Source organism: Ruegeria sp. F12 (assembly GCF_056533885.1).
Genome location: NZ_JBQFOV010000002.1, coordinates 326,520 through 345,150, shown reverse-complemented (window position 1 = coordinate 345,150; position 18,631 = coordinate 326,520). Strand labels below are relative to the sequence as shown.

The following is an 18,631-nucleotide window of genomic DNA, read 5'->3' as shown; positions in this document are numbered from 1 at the left end:
GTAATAACATTACAAAAAATTTTGTGACGAGGTTTGCCATGCGACGAAACAAGACCGGGCGAGGCGGTCGTAATCTTTGCACCGGTCTAAAGCGGCGGCGCAGGGTGTCTCCGATGCGAACCTATGATTCCCTGCCGCCTGAATTGCGCTGCTGGTTGGCAGCGGCATGCCTGCCGTGGAGCCCGGCCTCGGCGCTGAAGATCTGGAACCGGTCGGGCGGATCGACGGATATTGCCGGGGCGCTGTCCCGACTGGATGCCATCGAACGGTCGATGTTGCAGAAGGACGCAGGCATCTGGCACATGAAAGATAGCCGAACAGCCGGTAACTAAGGGCTTTGCTCTTGCACATTACCTGAATTCGGCCTATACGCGCGCTGTCTGAACAAGGGCGGTCAACGTCCGGATGACGTATCTGAGCAGGGCCGGGTTACCTCGGCCCTTTGTGTTTGTGTAATCGGATGCGCACCGGGTCACGCCAGAGGACACCATGAAACAAGACCGGCGGAGACAACCGCTCGGCCAGCAAAATCGTACTGTAAAGGAAAACAACGCCACATGGCTAACGCATCCATGGAGGAATTCGAAGCCCTCCTGAACGAAAGCTTCGAAATGGACACGCCCGAAGAGGGTTCTGTTGTCAAAGGCAAGGTTCTGGCGATCGAAGCCGGCCAAGCCATCATCGACGTCGGCTACAAAATGGAAGGCCGCGTTGATCTGAAAGAATTCGCAAATCCCGGCGAAGCCCCTGAAATCGCTGTAGGCGACGAGGTAGAAGTTTACCTGCGTGCCGCAGAAAACGCCCGTGGCGAAGCCGTCATCTCGCGCGAGATGGCCCGCCGTGAAGAGGCATGGGACCGTCTGGAAAAAGCATATGCCGACGACCAGCGCGTCGAAGGTGCAATCTTTGGTCGCGTCAAAGGTGGCTTCACCGTCGATCTGGGCGGCGCAGTTGCGTTCCTGCCCGGCTCGCAGGTTGATGTTCGCCCCGTGCGCGACGCTGGCCCGCTGATGGGTCTGAAGCAGCCGTTCCAGATTCTGAAAATGGACCGTCGCCGTGGCAACATCGTTGTGTCGCGTCGCGCAATCCTGGAAGAATCGCGTGCCGAACAGCGTGCCGAAGTTATCGGCAACCTGTCCGAAGGTCAGACCGTCGAGGGTGTTGTCAAGAACATCACCGAATACGGTGCATTCGTTGACCTGGGCGGTGTTGACGGCCTGCTGCACGTCACCGACATGGCATGGCGCCGTGTGAACCACCCGTCCGAGATCCTGACGATCGGCGAAACCATCAAGGTTCAGGTCATCAAGATCAACAAAGAGACCCACCGCATCAGCCTGGGCATGAAGCAGTTGCAGGAAGATCCGTGGGATCTGGTTGCTGCGAAATACCCGCTGGGCTCGGTCCATCAGGGTCGCGTCACCAACATCACCGACTACGGCGCGTTCGTCGAGCTGGAAGCCGGTGTCGAAGGTCTGGTGCACGTGTCCGAGATGTCCTGGACCAAGAAAAACGTCCACCCCGGCAAGATCGTTTCGACCAGCCAGGAAGTCGACGTCATGGTTCTGGAAATCGACGGCGCCAAGCGTCGCGTGTCTCTGGGCCTGAAGCAGACTCAGCGCAACCCATGGGAAGTGTTTGCAGAAACGCACCCCGAGGGCACCGAGGTCGAAGGCGAAGTCAAGAACATCACCGAATTCGGTCTGTTCATTGGCCTCGAAGGCGACATCGACGGCATGGTTCACCTGTCGGACCTGTCCTGGGACGAGCGCGGCGAGGATGCGATCCAGAACTACCGCAAAGGCGACATGGTTTCGGCCGTCGTTTCGGAAGTTGACGTCGAAAAAGAGCGTATCTCGCTGTCGATCAAAGCCCTGGGCGGTGACAAGTTCGCCGAAGCCGTGGGTGGCGTGAAGCGTGGCTCGGTCATCACTGTCGAAGTCACTGCGATCGAAGATGGTGGTATCGAGGTGGAATACGAAGGCATGAAATCCTTCATCCGCCGTTCGGACCTGTCGCGTGACCGCGCCGAGCAGCGCCCCGAGCGTTTCTCGACCGGTGACAAGGTCGACGTCCGCGTCACCAACGTTGACAGCAAAACCCGCCGTCTGGGTCTGTCGATCAAGGCGCGCGAAATCGCCGAAGAGAAAGAGGCCGTAGAACAGTACGGTTCGTCGGACTCGGGCGCGTCGCTGGGCGACATCCTGGGTGCAGCGCTGAAGTCGGGCGACTAAGCCCGGACTTCAGTCCAAGCAGAATTTGCGGCCCCGCATGAGAGTGCGGGGCCGTTTTTGTTGCGAATCAACACGTTCCGATTTGCAGGCTTTATTCATCTGTGGTTCACGATTTGCCGGCCAATTCCCCGACAAGTGCAAAAATTCGCGTGAGTTTGACGTAGAATCAAGGTCGCACACACAGAGTCAACGTTCCCCCGAACCAAGTTTTTTTCTATAGTGATCAGAATAATAGACATGGTAATCCGGTCGCCTGGGAGGGTAACGCACATGATCCGTTCAGAACTGATTCAGAAAATCGCCGACGAGAACCCGCATCTCTACCAACGCGACGTCGAGCGGATCGTGAATACTGTGTTCGAAGAAGTGACGGATGCCATGGCCCGCGGGGACCGGGTGGAACTGCGCGGATTTGGCGCGTTTTCCGTCAAAAAGCGCGACGCGCGGGTTGGCCGTAACCCTCGGACAGGTGAGACTGTTCAGGTGGAAGAAAAATGTGTTCCATTTTTCAAGACAGGCAAGTTGCTAAGGGACCGTTTGAACGGTAAAGCCTAAGGCATGATGCGCTACATTCGATATGCTTTTCTGGCGACCCTCGGGATCGTCCTGATTTCGGTTTCGCTGGCCAACCGCGAAGCCGTTGAACTGACCTTGATGCCGCAGGCGATTGCCGATCTGGTTGGGGTTAATTTCAGCATCGCTCTGCCCTTGTTCATTGTGGTTCTGGGTAGCATCGTGGCCGGTCTGGTCATCGGTTTCCTGTGGGAATGGCTGCGCGAGCACAAGCACCGCGCGGATGCGTCGGCCAAGACCGGCGAAGTCCGCAAGCTTGAGCGTGAGGTCAAGAAGCTCAAGAAGAAACAGAACGAAGGCAAGGACGAGGTCCTCGCCATTCTGGATGAGGCCAGCTAAGGCACCATGTCCGGTATTTCGGTCAAAATATGCGGCCTGACCGCCCCTGAGCACGTGCGCGCAGCAGCTGAGGCCGGCGCGCGGTATGTGGGCTTTGTCTTTTTTCCAAAATCGCCCCGGCACCTAGAAATTGAGGCCGCGGCCGCTATGGCCCATCTGGTGCCTGTCGGCGTGGCCAAAGTTGCGCTGACTGTCAATGCCTCGGACGCGGAACTGGACAAGCTTGTCGCGGATGTACCGCTGGACATGTTGCAACTGCATGGCAAGGAAAGCCCCGACCGCGTGGCTGATATCCGGCAGCGTTACGGCCTGCCTGTGATGAAGGCCATAGGTGTGGCCGAGCCCGAAGATCTAATGGCGATTGATCTGTATTCTGAGGTGGCCGACCAATTGCTTATCGACGCTAAGCCGCCTCGCAACGCCGAATTGCCCGGCGGGAACGGTCTGGCCTTTGACTGGCGCCTGCTGGCTGGGCGCAAATACTGGCGGCGTCCGTGGATGTTGGCGGGTGGCCTGACCCCTGAAAACGTGGCCGAGGCTGTCCGCATGACCGGGGCACAACAGGTCGATGTATCCTCGGGTGTCGAAAGCACGCCGGGGGTCAAGGATGCCGGTCTGATCCGCGCATTTGTTGACGCAGCAGGCTGATACGTTTTGCCATGGCAAATCCCGCCGCTACCTCCTATGAACAACGGGAATGACGAGGGAGACACCCATGGCCAACGATCTTTTCAATTCCTTCATGTCCGGCCCGGATGAACAGGGACGTTTCGGCATCTTCGGAGGTCGGTTTGTTAGCGAGACGCTGATGCCGCTGATCCTGTCGCTGGAAGAGGAATATGAGAAGGCCAAAGACGATCCGACCTTCTGGGCCGAGATGGATGATCTGTGGGCGAACTATGTGGGCCGCCCCTCGCCGCTGTATTACGCGGAACGCCTGACCGAACACTTGGGCGGCGCGAAGATCTACCTCAAGCGCGACGAGCTGAACCACACCGGCGCGCACAAGATCAACAACGTGCTGGGGCAGATCATTCTGGCGCGCCGTATGGGCAAGACCCGGATCATCGCCGAAACCGGCGCAGGGCAGCACGGCGTGGCCACCGCCACGGTCTGCGCCAAGTTCGGCTTGAAGTGCATCGTCTATATGGGTGCCCATGACGTGCAGCGTCAGGCCCCCAACGTGTTCCGTATGCGCCTGCTGGGGGCCGAGGTGATTCCGGTCACGTCCGGTCGTGGCACGCTGAAAGACGCGATGAATGACGCGCTGCGCGATTGGGTGACGAATGTGCGCGACACGTTCTACTGTATTGGCACCGTAGCCGGTCCACACCCGTACCCTGCAATGGTCCGCGATTTCCAGTCGATTATCGGCAAGGAAGCCAAGGAACAGATGTTGAAGGCCGAAGGCCGTCTGCCCGACACGATCATTGCCGCCATCGGTGGCGGATCGAACGCGATGGGCCTGTTTTACCCGTTCCTTGACGACAAATCGGTCAATATCATCGGGGTCGAGGCCGGCGGCAAAGGTGTAAACGAGAAGATGGAGCATTGCGCCTCGCTGACCGGCGGTCGTCCTGGCGTGCTGCATGGCAACCGCACCTATCTGCTGCAGGATGATGACGGTCAGATTCTGGAAGGCTATTCGATTTCGGCCGGTCTGGACTATCCCGGTATCGGGCCGGAACATTCGTGGCTGAACGATATTGGCCGCGCGAACTATGTCTCGATCACCGACAAAGAAGCACTCGAGGCGTTCCAGCTCTGCTGCGCTACCGAAGGGATTATCCCGGCGCTGGAACCCAGCCACGCGCTGGCCCACGTGATGAAAATTGCGCCCGACCTGCCCAAGGATCACCTGATCTGCATGAACATGTGCGGGCGGGGCGATAAGGATGTGCAGACCGTGGCCAAGTATCTGAACTTCGATATGTCAGATACCGAAGGGCGTACGGCGGGCTAAGCGCCATAGCGTTAAACGTTTGGAGCCGGCCCCAAAACAGGGCCGGTTTTTTCGACCGCGCCCACAAGAGGGCCCGCGCGGCGGTCTATTGATGTCGCAAACCAGAGGTTCAGCCAGGTCTCAATCACCTGCAGCCGCGTGGTCGCGTAGTATATCCAGCGGCACCACTTCTAAGGCGCGTTGGTGTGTGGCCTCAAGGTGTACCATGGGCGCGCAGCCTTCGTCATGCGCTTGCAGGAACCGCCCGGCGCACAGGCACCAACGATCCCCGGGTTTGAGGCCGGGAAAGTCGAACTCTGGTCGAGGGGTGCTCAGGTCGTTGCCGACATATTTGGAAAAAGCCAGAAACTCGGCCGTCATCACAGCGCAGACGGTGTGGCTGCCCTGATCCTCGGGGCAGGTGTTGCAAGCGCCGTCGCGAAAGAACCCGGTCAGCGGATCGCGGGAACAGGGCGCAAGCACGCCGCCCAGTACATTTATGCTGTCCTGTTTCTGCATAATCCGACTTTACAGGCTTTGCGCGATGCTGCGGAACATTTCTACATTGGCCTCATTCACCCCGTCATCGCGGAATTTACGGTCCGCGCCGGTTGTTACGATCAGAACGCCCCGAGGTTGATCGAAATAGATATATTGGCCATAGACGCCGCGGGCCAGAAACTCACCCTCATGCGCGCCGATGGGAATCCACCACTGATAGCCATACCCGATCTTGCCCGCCTGTGTTGGGGCGCTGGGCAGAACGGATTCGGCGATCCAGTCGGCAGGGACCAGTTGCTGCCCCCCATAGGTGCCATTTTGTAGGATCATTTGCCCAAAGCGGGCGAAATCACGGGTGGTAAAGTTCAGCCCACCCAACACAAAGGCCACTCCGGCACCGTCTGCCACATAGTAACCATCCTGTTCCAGACCTAGCGGCTGAACGATCTTTTCGGTCAACAGATCCGAGACGCTGCGCCCGGTCGCCCCTCGGATCACCATGCCAATGACATGTGTGTCGATGGACACGTATTGCCATTGCTCGCCGGGTTCTACGAAAGTGTCCTGCAACGAGGCCGCGAAATCGTCCAACTCACCACCCAAGGCCACCACGCGACCCATCCGATTGATATCGGAGTTCGGGTCGAAATAGTCTTCGTTAAAGGTGACGCCGCTTGCCATGTTCAGCACGTTGCGGACCGTTGCGCCATCATAGGCCGTTCCCGCCAGCTTGGGCGCATATTGCACCACCGGATCGTCCAGCGACCCGATCGCGCCTTCGGCCAGCAGGATGCCGAACAGGGCCGATAGATAGCTTTTCGCAACCGACCACGAAATCCGGTGATCGTCGGGACCGGTGCCCAGGTAATATTCCTCAAACCGGATTTCGCCATCCTGCATCACCAGCAGGGACGTCACCGCCCGGTCCTCGATCCATTGATCGGTGCCCTCGGGCAGGTCGAATCCAGCGCCATAGGGCAATTCGCTGGTTGGGCCGTTACCACGGGGCAGGGCGACCGTTAGAAACGCCTCATCCATATGAGAGAAATTGTGGACGATCTTTTCTTCTGCAAACAAAGAGTTCACGGCCATGAGCCGCTGAATTTCTTCGCGCTTCCAGACCCCGACAACGATTGCGGCTAGCGCCAGCATCAAGGCGACGCGCAACATCCACTTCAGCAGTGATCTCATATGTCTCCTCCCATAGACGTGCCGCATTGGACCGCGTGCGGCAGCCATCTGCAATCAGGACGTTACGGCAAGAGCTAAGGGGCTATTTGAACTTATCCAGCAGTTTCTGCATCGCCGAGCGGTCATCAACCTGTGGTTCCGGGCTTGGTTGGGGCGCAGGTTTTTGCGCTTTGTCTGCAGTTTTCGACGATCGCGGCGGCGCGGTGCGCATGGCAACCGCGTTCATGAACTTGCCACCGTCACCATCGGCCAGATGCCCTGCACCATCCGAGACACCGCGTAGCACATCATCCAACCAGTCGGTATCAGCCTTGGCGAAGTCGCCCAGAACATAGGGCGAGACCATCTCTTTCCGCCCCGGATGCCCGATCCCAAGGCGCACACGGTCATAGGCCGGGCTGATATGTTCGTGGATTGACCGCAGTCCATTGTGCCCCGCGTGCCCGCCGCCTGCCTTGACGCGCACTTTGCCAGGGGCAAGGTCCAACTCGTCATGGAAAACAGTCACGTCGGTTGAGTCCAGCTTGTAGAACCGCATCGCCTCGCCCACGGACTGGCCCGAGCGGTTCATGAATGTTTGCGGCTTGATCAGCAAAACCTTTTCTCGGCCAAGACGACCTTCGGCAATCTCGGCCTGAAACTTGGATTTCCAGGGACCGAAATTGTGATCTTCGGCAATCCGGTCCACGGCCATAAAGCCGATATTGTGCCGGTTGCGAGCATATTTCGATCCGGGGTTCCCCAATCCGACAAACAGTTTCATAAGCGCGCCCTTGTCTGATGCTACAAGTTGATGCCACGGTTTGCCCCCTGCTTTCCAGCCCACAGGGCAAAAGAAAACGGGGCCTGGATCAGGCCCCGCTTCAAACTCCAAACACCGGGTCTGGGTTTATTCTTCGGTTGCGTCCTGGCCGACGACTTCAACCTCATCCGCGGCCACTTCTTCGCCTTCCTCATCATCGCTGGACGACAGGCCGGTCGGGGCCGAGATGTTGGCGATCACGAAGTCACGGTCAATGGTCGGCTTGGTGCCTGCGGGCAGGTCAACTGACGAGATGGTGACAACGTCGTTGATGTTCAGACCGGTCAGATCAATGGTGATCTTCTCAGGAATGTCACCAGCGGTGCAGACCAGCTCAACCTCGGGACGGACAACCGTCAGAACGCCGCCCTTCTTGATGCCGGGCGCTTCGTCTTCGTTGACGAATTCAACGGGGATGAACAGCGCGATCTTGGTGGTCCGACGCAGACGCATCAGGTCCAGGTGGGTCGGCAGGTCTTTGACAACGTCACGCTGAACGTCGCGGCAGATGACGCGAACGTCTTCGTGGCCTTCAACCTTCAGGTTCCATAGGGTCGACTTGAAGCGGCCTGCTTTCAGGCGCTTGAACAGAACGTTAAACGGGATGTTGATGGGCAGCGGCTCTTTGTCGCCACCAAAAACAATGCCCGGAACCATGCCGTCGCGGCGTGCTTGACGAGCGGCGCCCTTGCCTGTCCCCGTCCGTTCCAGAGCTACGAGATCAGGAATCTCACCAGCCATGATATATCTCCAAATGTTAGGGCGGGCATCCTCCAAGGCTGTATGCCCGCGTGAAGCCGCGTCCTTAGCTTGATTCATTGGATTTGGAAAGGGCTTTTTCGAGCCATCGTTTTTTTTGCGAGGCTCTGCCTCGCGCTCCGGGATATTTGGGGCCAGATGAAGAGCGGATCCAGACTTCATCTGGCTGAAAATATCCCGGGGGAGGCGCCCGGAACGGGCGGGGGGGGCGGAGCCCCCTGACCCAGTGATCACTTTTGCCAACGGCCCCCGAAACCTTCGGGCACCAACAGGTTGTGCGGCCCGACGCCCCTGAGATTGCGTTCACCGCACAGCGCCATTGTTGTGTCGAGTTCCTTGTGGATCACCTCCAGCGCGGTGGTGACACCTTTTTGTCCCATCGCTCCCAGACCATAGACAAAGGCGCGGCCAATATAGGTGCCTTGCGCACCCAGGGCGACGGCTTTCAAGACGTCCTGGCCCGAGCGTATGCCGCTGTCCAGATGGACTTCAACATCATTGCCTACGGCGTCCATGATTTGGGGCAGTACCCGGATTGAACTGAGCGCGCCGTCCAGTTGGCGACCGCCGTGGTTTGAGACAACAATCGCATCCGCGCCCAGTTTGGCGGCTATCTTTGCGTCTTCGGCGTCCAAAATGCCCTTGAGGATCACCTTGCCGCCCCATTGCTCCATCAGCTTTTCGACCTTGTTCCAGTCGAGGCTGGGGTCGAACTGCTCGGCCGTCCACGCGCCAAGGGACGAAGCATCCGATATCCCTTCGACATGGCCGACGATGTTGCCGAATTCGCGGCGCTTGGCGCCCAGCATCTCAATCCCCCAGGACCATTTGGTCATGAGGTTTGCGATGGTTTTGGGCGTCAGCTTTGGTGGTGCAGACAGGCCGTTCTTGAGGTCTTTGTGCCGTTGGCCCAGGATTTGTAGATCCAGTGTAATGACCAACGCGGAACACTTGGCGTCCTTGGCTCGTTGAATGAGGCGGCTGACATAGTCCTGATCTTTCATCGTATAGAGCTGAAACCAGAACGGTTTGGTCGTGTGCTCTGCCACGTCTTCGATCGAGTTGATCGACATGGTGGACAGGGTGAAGGGCACGCCGAACTCCTCGGCGGCTTTGGCGGCCTTGATCTCTCCGTCCGCGTGTTGCATGCCTGTTAGACCGACCGGGGCCAAGGCGACCGGCATTGACACGTCCTGACCAATCATCTGCGATACGGTTGAACGCCCTGACATATCGACGGCAACCCTTTGCCGTAGGCGGATGTCATCGAAATCCGAGCTGTTGTCGCGGAAGGTCTGCTCGGTCCAGCTGCCGCTTTCAGCATAGTCATAGAACATACGCGGGACACGCCGCTCATAGATGCGTTTGAGGTCTTCTATGTTGGTGATGACGGGCATGAAGCAGGCTTTCGTAGGATTGGTTCACTTTGTTTACCAATCTTTATGCCGCGTCGCAATGTAAGGTTTGAGCAGGATTTTAGTGCGCTAACACAAAACCGCGACTGGGGCCTCCAGGCGCGGTTCATGGTCTTGATGTCGAGCAGGGCAGGGTCAGGCGGAGTGTGCGCCGTCAGATAGGGATTTTACGAAATCCAGAACCTCGGCCACCGGTTTGCCAGCCGCGATCTGGCTGACAATGGCGGATCCCACTACGGCCCCGTCAGCAACGCTTGCAATGGCCTGCGATTTCTCGGGCGTGTTGATGCCGAAGCCGACGATGACGGGCAGGTCTGTGGCGGATTTGATGCGGGCCACTTCGGGGCCGACATTGGTGGCCTGGGCCTCGGCCGCGCCGGTGATACCGGTGATTGAGACATAGTACACAAAGCCGGACGTGTTTTGCAAAACGCGCGGCAGGCGCTTGTCGTCGGTCGTAGGGGTCGCAAGGCGGATGAAGTTCAGGCCTGCAGCCTGCGCAGGCAGGCAGAGTTCATCGTCTTCTTCGGGCGGCAGGTCCACCACGATCAGCCCGTCGATGCCAGCTGCTTTGGCATCGGCCAGAAAGGTATCTACCCCACGGCTGTAGATCGGGTTGTAATATCCCATCAGAACAATCGGCGTCGTGTCATCCGTTTCGCGGAATGCACGGGCCAGGTCCAACGTGCGCTGCAAGGTCATCCCACCGTCCAGGGCACGCTGACCTGCGGCCTGGATGGTCGGACCATCCGCCATAGGATCGGTGAAAGGCAGGCCAAGCTCGATCACGTCCACACCGGCCCCCGGCAATCCTTTGACGATCTCAAGCGAGGTGTCAAAGTCGGGATCACCAGCCATGATATAGGCAACGAAAGCCTTTTTACCCTCGGCCTTGAGAGCGGCGAACTTGGCGTCGATACGGGTCATCTGCGGTCCTTGCATTCAGGTTTGAACCTGATGTGCAGAAACTTTCGCCGGAAATCAATCCCGACCGCTCAGATTAGCCTAGAACCCGTAGTGATACCGCAGGAACAGTGCGTTGACGCCGGGGTTGAAGCTTTCTGTGCTGGCGTTCGACTTGTGAGTGACAGCCAGCGAAATGGCGTTGCCGCCGTCCAAAGTATAGCCAACACCCAGAAGGCTGCGAATCTGAAAGCCACCACCCAAGTCATTGTCGCCGTTAGAGGCGTTAAAGTAGCCTGGCATCACACTCAACTCAGCGAACCAGCGATCCGAGAAGGAATAGATGCCCACCAAACCTGCGCCGATATGCGTGTCACCGTCGGTGTCGACAGTCAGGGCTGCACCCAGACCAGCGCTGAAACGCGTTGCTTCGTGAAACGGGCGATGCTGGTATTCTAGCGAAAAGACGCCCTGATCGTCGCCGTTGCCGTTAGAAAAATCCGCAAAACCCGCGCCAAAGATGACAGATTGGGCCTGTACCGAGGTTGCAGCCACGAGCAAGGCGACAGAAGTAAGTAACGCTTTCATTGGGTTCTTCGTCAATTAATTGTGTGTGAATTCCTAATTGGGGACCATGACCCGCGCGGTTCAACTCACGCAAGTACAAATACCGTAACGGTTTAGTGAAGCTGCGGTGGCCATCTGCCAGTTGCACCGCTTGGGTTGCGCATTTTCCACAACCCGCCTAGAAGACGCCGTCACATCGCTTCAGGAGGCCGCAATGGGCTTTAAAATGGGAATCGTGGGTCTGCCGAATGTGGGCAAGTCGACCTTGTTCAACGCGCTGACCAAGACTGCCGCGGCGCAAGCGGCGAATTTCCCGTTCTGCACCATCGAGCCGAATGTGGGCGACGTGGCCGTGCCGGACGAGCGCTTGGACAAGCTGGCGGCAATTGCGTTCTCGAAGCAAATCATCCCGACGCGCATGACCTTCGTGGACATCGCTGGTCTGGTGAAGGGGGCGTCAAAGGGCGAGGGGCTGGGCAATCAGTTTCTGGCCAATATCCGTGAAACCGACGCGATCGCCCATGTGTTGCGCTGTTTCGAAGATGGCGATGTGACCCATGTGGATGGCCGTGTCGACCCGGTGGCTGATGCTGACACGATCGAGACCGAACTGATGCTGGCCGATCTGGAAAGCATCGAAAAGCGCCGAGCCAATCTGGTGCGCAAGCTGAAGGGCAACGATAAAGAGGCGCAGCAACAAGACCGCCTGCTGGCCGAAGCGCAGGCTATGCTGGAAAGCGGTAAACCCGCGCGGCTGGTTGAGGTTACGGCCGAGGACGCCAAGGCGTGGAAGATGCTGCAACTGCTGACCACCAAACCGGTTCTGTATGTCTGCAACGTATCCGAAGAAGAAGCTTCCGAGGGCAATGAATATTCCGCCAAGGTCGCTGAAATGGCTGCCGCGCAGGGCAATTCTCACGTCATCATCAGCGCCAAGATCGAAGAAGAGATTAGCCTGCTGGAAGCAGACGAAGCCGAGATGTTTCTGACCGAGATGGGTTTGGAAGAACCCGGCCTCGACCGTCTGATCCGCGCCGGTTACGACCTGCTCAAGCTGGAAACCTATTTCACCGTCGGCCCGAAAGAGGCCCGAGCCTGGACCATCCGCACCGGCACCGCGGCACCGCAGGCGGCTGGCGTGATCCATGGTGATTTCGAAAAGGGCTTCATTCGGGCCGAGACCATCGCCTATGACGACTACATCGCCGCTAATGGCGAGCAAGGAGCCAAGGAGGCAGGCAAGATGCGCGCCGAGGGCAAGGGCTACATCGTCAAGGACGGCGATGTGATGCACTTTTTGTTTAACAACTGAGCCCGTCTGGCAAACGTCCGTATCAGAGCGTTTCGTTCAGGCTGCAATGGCTGATCAGCCACCCGCCGTCAGGTTGCCGGTACAAAACGTTAAGGGATGTCCCGTGACCGGTCGTCCCTTCACTAAAGTGGACAAGGCACCAGCCGATTTGACCGTCGATGCCGGCCTGAACAACCGTAACGATTTTGTCCTCGCCACCTTCCTCAACCCATTCAGAATGGGTAGCTTCTATAGCCTTTCGGCCTTTGGCTGCAGAGCCGTAGGGCGAAAATAGTTGTGCGTCATCCATAAAGAATGACGCACAACCAGTTGCATCTTTTAACCGATAGCAATCAACATACTTGTCATACAATTTCTGAAAAACTTCTACTGCGGTCATCCGAAGCCTCTCCGTGTTGCCCTTGCCGTGTATTACAGGCGAGTTTCTTGAGTAAGACAAGAATGCGTTCAAAGGTATGCTCGCCTGCAGACGGTGCTTTTCCCGCAGGTCAATACGGCTAAAGTGGTCGTCGGCCCGTTATTGGAAAACTCGAATATGATCGAAATCCGCGACCTCCAACTCCTTAGCGCCCTTGCGCGACACCAACATTTCGCCAAGGCAGCTGAGGAATGCGGGATATCGCAGCCCGCGTTCTCGATGCGCATCCGCAATCTTGAGGACCGGTTGGGTGTCTCGATCGTCCGTCGTGCCAACCGGTTTCAGGGCCTCACCGAAGAGGGCGAGATGATGGTTCGTCGGGCACGGCGGATATTGGATGATTCCAAGGCGCTGGAGCAACAAGTGCTGGCCGCGCGGGGAGAGATTACGGGCACGTTGATCCTAGGGGTCATTCCGACGGCGATCGCTTTCACCGGGCGGCTGATCAAGCGTTTGCAGCAGGCGCATCCGCGCATCCTGTCGCGGATTGAGACCATGTCGGCCAGCGCCATTCAGCACCGGCTGGATGAGGGAAGTCTGGACGCGGGCATCACCTATGGCGACAGCATTGGCACCGATCTGCGGCAAGTGCAGCCTCTGTACGAGGAAACCTATGTGCTGCTTGTGCCCTCGCATATGACCGAACAGACGGGTCCGATCCCATGGGCGCAGGTGGCCGAATTTCCGATCAGCCTGCTTGAGCCGCAGATGCAGAACCGCCGCATTCTGGATCGAATATTCGCCGAACAGGGCCTGCATCCGCATGTGGTGGCGGAAACCAGCGGCTTTACCGCCTCGATGGTCATGGCGCGCGAGGGGCTGGCAGCCACTGTTGTTCCGCGCGTTCTGGTGCGTGCTTTGGGCGATTTGCGGGGCACCAAGGTGCTGCCGCTGGTCGATCCTGTTGTCAGCAAACCGATTTGTCTGGCCACCCTGACGCGCGAGCCCGAATTACCCACGGTCGAGGCTTTGCGCACCGTCGTCGCCTCATTGCGGTGATAAGCTGTCGTTATCGTGCGATTGCGATAAGAGATTTGACGATATGCTGGTCTGATGAGACACGGGGCCTTAATCGGAGGGCATCATGGCACCATTAGACACCAAGCCATCAGGCGCACCCAAGGGCGTCTGGAAGTCAGGTAAAGGCAAGGGGCGGCACACGCCCAAAGGCCGTCAGTTCACGGATGAGGCACAGGCCGAAGTTGCGCGCCTGCTGGGCGGCCGCCCGCGCCGTCGCGATCTGCTGATCGAATTCCTGCATTTGATTCAAGACGAACACGGCCATATCAGCGCCGACCACATCGCCGCTCTGGCGGTCGAGATGCGCATCGGTCAGGCCGAGATCTATGAGACCGCCACTTTTTATGCCCATTTCGATGTGGTGAAAGAGGATGAGACGCCTCCGCCCGCGCTGACGATCCGTGTCTGTGATTCCCTGTCCTGCGAAATGGCCGGTGCCCAACAGTTGCAGAAGGCGCTGGAGGATGGTCTGGATGCGTCGGAGGTTCGCGTCGTGCGTGCGCCTTGCATGGGTCGTTGTGACACCGCGCCTGTGCTTGAGATCGGTCACAACCATATCGACCACGCGACCCCCGAAAAGGTCCAAGCCGCGATTGCTGCCGATGATACGCATGCGCATCTGCCCGACTACGAAACTTTTGCGGCTTATGAAGCAAACGGCGGCTACGCCAAGCTGAAAGAACTGCGCGACAGCGGTGATTGGGAGCAGGTGCAGGAAGACGTCCTGTCCTCGGGCCTGCGTGGTCTGGGCGGTGCGGGTTTCCCGTCGGGCAAGAAATGGGGCTTTGTTCGCATGAACGAAGGCACCCGCTATCTGGCCGTGAACGGCGACGAAGGCGAGCCCGGCACGTTCAAGGACCGCTACTATCTTGAGCGCACGCCGCACGTTTTCCTTGAGGGCATGCTGATCGCCGCATGGGCGGTCGAGGCCGAGACCTGCTTTATCTACATGCGCGACGAATACCCGGCGGTGCTGGAAATCCTGCACCGTGAGATTGCCGCGCTGGAGCAGGCCGGTATCGTTGCGCCCGGCTATATTGACCTGCGTCGGGGTGCTGGTGCGTACATCTGCGGTGAAGAATCCGCGATGATCGAATCCATCGAGGGCAAAAAGGGCCTGCCGCGCCACCGTCCTCCGTTCGTGGCCCAGGTCGGCGTGTTCAACCGCCCGACCTTGGTCCACAATGTCGAGACGCTGTATTGGGTGTCGAAAATCTGCCGCGAGGGCCCGCAGATTTTGAATTCAGTTGAAAAGAATGGCCGTAAGGGCCTGCGTAGCTACTCGGTCTCGGGCCGTGTCGCGAAGCCGGGTGTTTACTTGTTGCCCGCAGGCTCGACCATTCTTGACGTGATTGATGCCGCCGGTGGCATGGCGGACGGCCATGTATTCAAGGCGTATCAACCGGGCGGGCCGTCGTCAGGTCTTCTCCCCTCCCATATTGACGACGTCCCGCTCGACTTTGACACGTTGCAGCCGCTGGGCACGTTCATCGGGTCGGCTGCCGTGGTGGTTCTGTCCGATCAGGACACGGCCCGCGATGCGGCGCTGAACATGCTGCGGTTTTTCGAGGATGAAAGCTGTGGTCAGTGTACGCCCTGCCGTGCAGGCTGCGAAAAGGCGGTCAAGCTGATGCAGGCCGACAAGTGGGACACCGATCTGCTCGAGGATCTGTGTCAGGTGATGGGCGACGCCTCGATCTGCGGTCTGGGGCAGGCGGCTCCGAACCCGATCCGCCTTGTCATCAAACATTTCGCTGACGAAATCTGAAGGGAGACAGAGCCATGCTAGATGCAAGCCCAAACAAGACCGTCACCTTCAACCTGAACGGCGAAGATGTCACCGTGCCCGAAGGCTGGACCATCTGGGAAGCCGCCAAGGGCCAAGGGTTCACCATTCCGCACCTGTGCCACAAGCCGCAGCCCGGCTATCGCCCGGACGGCAACTGCCGCGCCTGTATGGTCGAGGTGGAAGGCGAGCGCACTCTGGTCGCCTCGTGTATCCGTCCTGCGGCGGACGGTATGGTCGTCAAGACCGACAGTGACCGCGCCGAGAAATCACGCGCGATGGTCATGGAACTGCTGGTCGCAGATCAGCCGGAAGAGGCGCATGACACCTCCAGCCACTTCTGGGATATGGCCAAGCTGAACGATGTATCGGGCAGCCGTTTCCCTGCGAAAGAGGCCGAGAAAATCCCGCTGCTGGATGACAGCCACGTTGCGATGCGCGTCAATCTGGACGCCTGCATCAACTGCAATCTCTGCGTCCGTGCCTGCCGCGAGGTTCAGGTGAATGACGTGATCGGCATGGCCGGTCGTGGCCATACTGCGCAGGTGGTGTTCGACCAGAACGACCCGATGGGCGATTCGACCTGTGTAGCCTGTGGTGAATGCGTTCAGGCTTGCCCCACCGGCGCGCTGATGCCTGCCACCGTTCTGGACGATCAGCAGAAGGGCGACAGCAAGGATTATGACAGCGAAACCGAAAGCGTCTGCCCGTTCTGTGGTGTGGGCTGTAAGGTCTCGCTGAAGGTTAAGGACGGCAAGGTCAAATACGTCGAGGGCATCAATGGCCCCGCCAACGAAGGCCGTCTGTGTGTCAAAGGCCGTTTTGGCTTTGATTACATCCACCACCCGCACCGTTTGACCAAGCCGCTGATCCGGCGCGAGGACGCGCCTGCCAAGGGGCTGAATGTCGATCCCGCGAACCTGTCGACCCATTTCCGCGAAGCGACATGGGAAGAGGCGATGGATCTGGCCGCCTCCAAACTGGTGGCCCTGCGCGACCAAGACCCGCGCAGCGTGGCCGGTTTCGGCTCGGCCAAATGCACCAACGAAGAAGCCTATCTATTCCAGAAGTTCATCCGTCAGGGGTTCAAGCATAACAATGTCGACCACTGCACCCGTCTGTGCCACGCGTCGTCCGTTGCGGCGTTGATCGAAAACGTCGGATCAGGCGCTGTGACGGCTGCGTTCAACGACATCAAGGACGCGGACGTGGCGATCATTATCGGGTCGAACCCGATTGAAAACCATCCCGTCGCGGCAACGTATTTCAAACAATTCGCCAAACGCGGCGGCAAGCTGATCGTAATGGATCCGCGCGGCGTCGGCATGCGCAAGTTTGCGGATGAAATGCTGCAATTCCGCCCCGGGGCGGATGTCTCGATGCTCAACGCGATCATGAACGTGATCGTCGAGGAAGAGCTTTACGACAGCCAGTACATCCACCGCTGGACCGAGAACTGGGAAGCGGAGAAAGAGCATCTGCGCCAGTTTACGCCCGAAGCAATGGCCCCGATCTGCGGTATCGAAGCCGATCAGCTGCGCCGCGTCGCGCGCACTTTTGCGCAGGCCAAGGCCGGTCTGATTTTCTGGGGGATGGGCGTCAGTCAGCACATCCACGGCACGGACAATTCGCGCTGCCTGATCTCGCTGGCCCTGATGACCGGCAACGTTGGAAAACCCGGCGCAGGTCTGCACCCGCTGCGCGGTCAGAACAACGTGCAAGGTGCCTCGGACGCGGGTCTGATCCCGATGTTCCTGCCCGACTATCAGACCGTGACTGACGATGGCATTCGCGCCAAGTTCAACGAGGTCTGGAACTCGGACGACTTCTCGAACGAGAAGGGTCTGACGGTGACCGAGATCATCGACCAAGCCTATCAGGGCAACATCAAGGGTATGTACATCATGGGTGAGAACCCGGCCATGTCTGACCCGGATGTGAACCACGCCCGCGATGCGCTGGCCAAGTTGGACCTGATGATCGTGCAGGATATCTTCCTGACCGAGACAGCGAACTATGCCGACATCATCCTGCCTGCCTCGGCGCTGTATGAAAAGAACGGCACCGTGTCGAACACCAACCGTCAGGTGCAGCGGGTGCGCCCCGCCGTGCCGCCTCCGGGTGAGGCGCGCGAGGACTGGGCGATCACTGTTGAACTAGCGCAGCGCATCGGGCTGAACTGGGGCTACACGGACGTGTCTCAGGTGTTTGATGAGATGAAGCTGACAATGGCATCGCTCGATAACATCACTTGGGATCGACTGAAGTCCGAGACGATCACCTATCCGTCTCTGTCGGAAACCGATCCTGGTCAGTCCATCGTGTTTGGTGATGGCTTCCCGCGAACGGACGGTAAGGCCAAGTTCACCCCGGCAAGCGTTATCCCGCCGGATGAAGCCCCGGATGACGAATACCCGATGATTGCCACTACGGGCCGTCAGCTGGAACACTGGCACACCGGGTCGATGACGCGCCGGTCCAACGTTCTGGACGCGGTTGAGCCCGAGGCGAACTGTTCGATGAACCCCCGAACGCTTAAGTTGATGGGGATCGAGCCGGGCGAGACAATCCGACTGACGACCCGTCGCGGCAGCATCGACATCATGGTGCGCGCCGACCGTGCGATTGCCGAGGATATGGTGTTCATCCCCTTCGCCTACGTCGAGGCGGCGGCCAACATCCTGACCAACTCGGCTATCGACCCATATGGCAAAATCCCCGAGTTCAAGTTCTCGGCCATCAGGGTAGAAAAGATCGAAGACGCTATCGCGGCGGAATAACCGAACAAAGGCGGCCCTTATGGCCGCCTTTAACTTTTCTTGACAGCAGGGTTCGTGCGTCCAAACATGCCGCCCTGTTGCGAGGATGA

18 protein-coding genes are annotated in these 18,631 nt (G+C 58.7%); 10 read left to right on the top strand and 8 right to left on the bottom strand.

The genetic code is table 11. From position 1 onward, the window contains the following. The first annotated feature begins 38 nt into the window (after positions 1–38). The 6 genes from ACR0CA_RS04370 (at position 39) to trpB (ending at position 5,109) form a co-directional block, all read left to right on the top strand. Positions 39–332 (top strand): DUF6525 family protein, encoded by a 294-nt coding sequence (locus tag ACR0CA_RS04370; RefSeq protein ID WP_480897537.1) that lies wholly within the window; start codon positions 39–41, stop codon positions 330–332. 225 nt (positions 333–557) lie between these two features. Continuing rightward, positions 558–2,234 (top strand): 30S ribosomal protein S1, encoded by a 1,677-nt coding sequence (gene rpsA / locus ACR0CA_RS04365; protein WP_170769919.1) that lies wholly within the window; start codon positions 558–560, stop codon positions 2,232–2,234. Positions 2,235–2,504: 270 nt separating this feature from the next. Beyond that, positions 2,505–2,789, top strand: a complete 285-nt coding sequence (gene ihfB / locus ACR0CA_RS04360) for an integration host factor subunit beta (protein ID WP_050603110.1) — start codon at positions 2,505–2,507, stop codon at positions 2,787–2,789. A 6-nt stretch (positions 2,790–2,795) separates the two neighbouring features. After that, positions 2,796–3,146, top strand: coding sequence for a LapA family protein (locus ACR0CA_RS04355; protein WP_170770593.1), 351 nt, complete (start codon positions 2,796–2,798; stop codon positions 3,144–3,146). A 6-nt stretch (positions 3,147–3,152) separates the two neighbouring features. Beyond that, on the top strand, positions 3,153–3,794 hold the full coding sequence (locus ACR0CA_RS04350; protein ID WP_480897536.1) for a phosphoribosylanthranilate isomerase: 642 nt from the start codon (positions 3,153–3,155) through the stop codon (positions 3,792–3,794). 67 nt (positions 3,795–3,861) lie between these two features. Next, the gene (gene trpB / locus ACR0CA_RS04345; RefSeq protein ID WP_170790354.1) at positions 3,862–5,109 is read left to right on the top strand and encodes a tryptophan synthase subunit beta; all 1,248 of its coding nucleotides are present in this window, start codon (positions 3,862–3,864) and stop codon (positions 5,107–5,109) included. Between the two features lie 120 nt (positions 5,110–5,229). Here the strand turns inward: trpB and ACR0CA_RS04340 are convergent, their stop codons facing one another. From ACR0CA_RS04340 to ACR0CA_RS04310, 7 genes are all read right to left on the bottom strand, one after another. Next, a complete protein-coding gene (locus ACR0CA_RS04340; protein WP_170769922.1) occupies positions 5,230–5,607 on the bottom strand; it encodes a DUF2237 family protein in 378 nt (125 codons plus the stop codon). 9 nt (positions 5,608–5,616) lie between these two features. Continuing rightward, positions 5,617–6,780, bottom strand: coding sequence for a serine hydrolase domain-containing protein (locus ACR0CA_RS04335; protein WP_480897535.1), 1,164 nt, complete (start codon positions 6,778–6,780; stop codon positions 5,617–5,619). Between the two features lie 82 nt (positions 6,781–6,862). Next, a complete protein-coding gene (gene pth / locus ACR0CA_RS04330; protein ID WP_480897534.1) occupies positions 6,863–7,543 on the bottom strand; it encodes an aminoacyl-tRNA hydrolase in 681 nt (226 codons plus the stop codon). 126 nt (positions 7,544–7,669) lie between these two features. Then, entirely contained in the window at positions 7,670–8,323 is a 654-nt protein-coding gene (locus ACR0CA_RS04325; RefSeq protein WP_480548950.1) for a 50S ribosomal protein L25/general stress protein Ctc, read from the bottom strand. A 248-nt stretch (positions 8,324–8,571) separates the two neighbouring features. Then, the gene (locus tag ACR0CA_RS04320; protein WP_480897533.1) at positions 8,572–9,738 is read right to left on the bottom strand and encodes an alpha-hydroxy acid oxidase; all 1,167 of its coding nucleotides are present in this window, start codon (positions 9,736–9,738) and stop codon (positions 8,572–8,574) included. 153 nt (positions 9,739–9,891) lie between these two features. Beyond that, positions 9,892–10,683 (bottom strand): tryptophan synthase subunit alpha, encoded by a 792-nt coding sequence (gene trpA, locus ACR0CA_RS04315; protein WP_170790358.1) that lies wholly within the window; start codon positions 10,681–10,683, stop codon positions 9,892–9,894. Between the two features lie 78 nt (positions 10,684–10,761). Further along, positions 10,762–11,247 carry an acyloxyacyl hydrolase gene (locus tag ACR0CA_RS04310; protein WP_480897532.1) on the bottom strand — a complete coding sequence of 162 codons (486 nt, stop codon included), beginning with the start codon at positions 11,245–11,247 and terminating at the stop codon, positions 10,762–10,764. 193 nt (positions 11,248–11,440) lie between these two features. On the opposite strand from ACR0CA_RS04310, the gene ychF reads away from it, so the two are divergent. Beyond that, positions 11,441–12,538 (top strand): redox-regulated ATPase YchF, encoded by a 1,098-nt coding sequence (ychF, locus tag ACR0CA_RS04305; RefSeq protein ID WP_480897531.1) that lies wholly within the window; start codon positions 11,441–11,443, stop codon positions 12,536–12,538. A gap of 22 nt (positions 12,539–12,560) precedes the next feature. On the opposite strand, the gene ACR0CA_RS04300 is transcribed toward ychF, so the two are convergent. After that, the gene (locus tag ACR0CA_RS04300) at positions 12,561–12,917 is read right to left on the bottom strand and encodes a YybH family protein (RefSeq protein WP_480897530.1); all 357 of its coding nucleotides are present in this window, start codon (positions 12,915–12,917) and stop codon (positions 12,561–12,563) included. Between the two features lie 156 nt (positions 12,918–13,073). Between ACR0CA_RS04300 and ACR0CA_RS04295 the strand changes: the two genes are divergently transcribed. The 3 genes from ACR0CA_RS04295 (at position 13,074) to fdhF (ending at position 18,542) form a co-directional block, all read left to right on the top strand. Then, a complete protein-coding gene (locus ACR0CA_RS04295) occupies positions 13,074–13,955 on the top strand; it encodes a LysR family transcriptional regulator (RefSeq protein WP_170782910.1) in 882 nt (293 codons plus the stop codon). Positions 13,956–14,040: 85 nt separating this feature from the next. Then, on the top strand, positions 14,041–15,744 hold the full coding sequence (locus ACR0CA_RS04290) for an NAD(P)H-dependent oxidoreductase subunit E (protein WP_480897529.1): 1,704 nt from the start codon (positions 14,041–14,043) through the stop codon (positions 15,742–15,744). 14 nt (positions 15,745–15,758) lie between these two features. Continuing rightward, entirely contained in the window at positions 15,759–18,542 is a 2,784-nt protein-coding gene (fdhF, locus tag ACR0CA_RS04285) for a formate dehydrogenase subunit alpha (protein ID WP_480897528.1), read from the top strand. The last annotated feature ends 89 nt before the right edge of the window (positions 18,543–18,631 follow it).

Coding starts and splice junctions, on each gene's coding strand:
- ACR0CA_RS04370 (WP_480897537.1), top strand. CDS start 39: ATGCGACGAAACAAGACCGGGCGAGGCGGTCGTAATCTTTGCACCGGT.
- rpsA (WP_170769919.1), top strand. CDS start 558: ATGGCTAACGCATCCATGGAGGAATTCGAAGCCCTCCTGAACGAAAGC.
- ihfB (WP_050603110.1), top strand. CDS start 2,505: ATGATCCGTTCAGAACTGATTCAGAAAATCGCCGACGAGAACCCGCAT.
- ACR0CA_RS04355 (WP_170770593.1), top strand. CDS start 2,796: ATGCGCTACATTCGATATGCTTTTCTGGCGACCCTCGGGATCGTCCTG.
- ACR0CA_RS04350 (WP_480897536.1), top strand. CDS start 3,153: ATGTCCGGTATTTCGGTCAAAATATGCGGCCTGACCGCCCCTGAGCAC.
- trpB (WP_170790354.1), top strand. CDS start 3,862: ATGGCCAACGATCTTTTCAATTCCTTCATGTCCGGCCCGGATGAACAG.
- ACR0CA_RS04340 (WP_170769922.1), bottom strand. CDS start 5,607: ATGCAGAAACAGGACAGCATAAATGTACTGGGCGGCGTGCTTGCGCCC.
- ACR0CA_RS04335 (WP_480897535.1), bottom strand. CDS start 6,780: ATGAGATCACTGCTGAAGTGGATGTTGCGCGTCGCCTTGATGCTGGCG.
- pth (WP_480897534.1), bottom strand. CDS start 7,543: ATGAAACTGTTTGTCGGATTGGGGAACCCCGGATCGAAATATGCTCGC.
- ACR0CA_RS04325 (WP_480548950.1), bottom strand. CDS start 8,323: ATGGCTGGTGAGATTCCTGATCTCGTAGCTCTGGAACGGACGGGGACA.
- ACR0CA_RS04320 (WP_480897533.1), bottom strand. CDS start 9,738: ATGCCCGTCATCACCAACATAGAAGACCTCAAACGCATCTATGAGCGG.
- trpA (WP_170790358.1), bottom strand. CDS start 10,683: ATGACCCGTATCGACGCCAAGTTCGCCGCTCTCAAGGCCGAGGGTAAA.
- ACR0CA_RS04310 (WP_480897532.1), bottom strand. CDS start 11,247: ATGAAAGCGTTACTTACTTCTGTCGCCTTGCTCGTGGCTGCAACCTCG.
- ychF (WP_480897531.1), top strand. CDS start 11,441: ATGGGCTTTAAAATGGGAATCGTGGGTCTGCCGAATGTGGGCAAGTCG.
- ACR0CA_RS04300 (WP_480897530.1), bottom strand. CDS start 12,917: ATGACCGCAGTAGAAGTTTTTCAGAAATTGTATGACAAGTATGTTGAT.
- ACR0CA_RS04295 (WP_170782910.1), top strand. CDS start 13,074: ATGATCGAAATCCGCGACCTCCAACTCCTTAGCGCCCTTGCGCGACAC.
- ACR0CA_RS04290 (WP_480897529.1), top strand. CDS start 14,041: ATGGCACCATTAGACACCAAGCCATCAGGCGCACCCAAGGGCGTCTGG.
- fdhF (WP_480897528.1), top strand. CDS start 15,759: ATGCTAGATGCAAGCCCAAACAAGACCGTCACCTTCAACCTGAACGGC.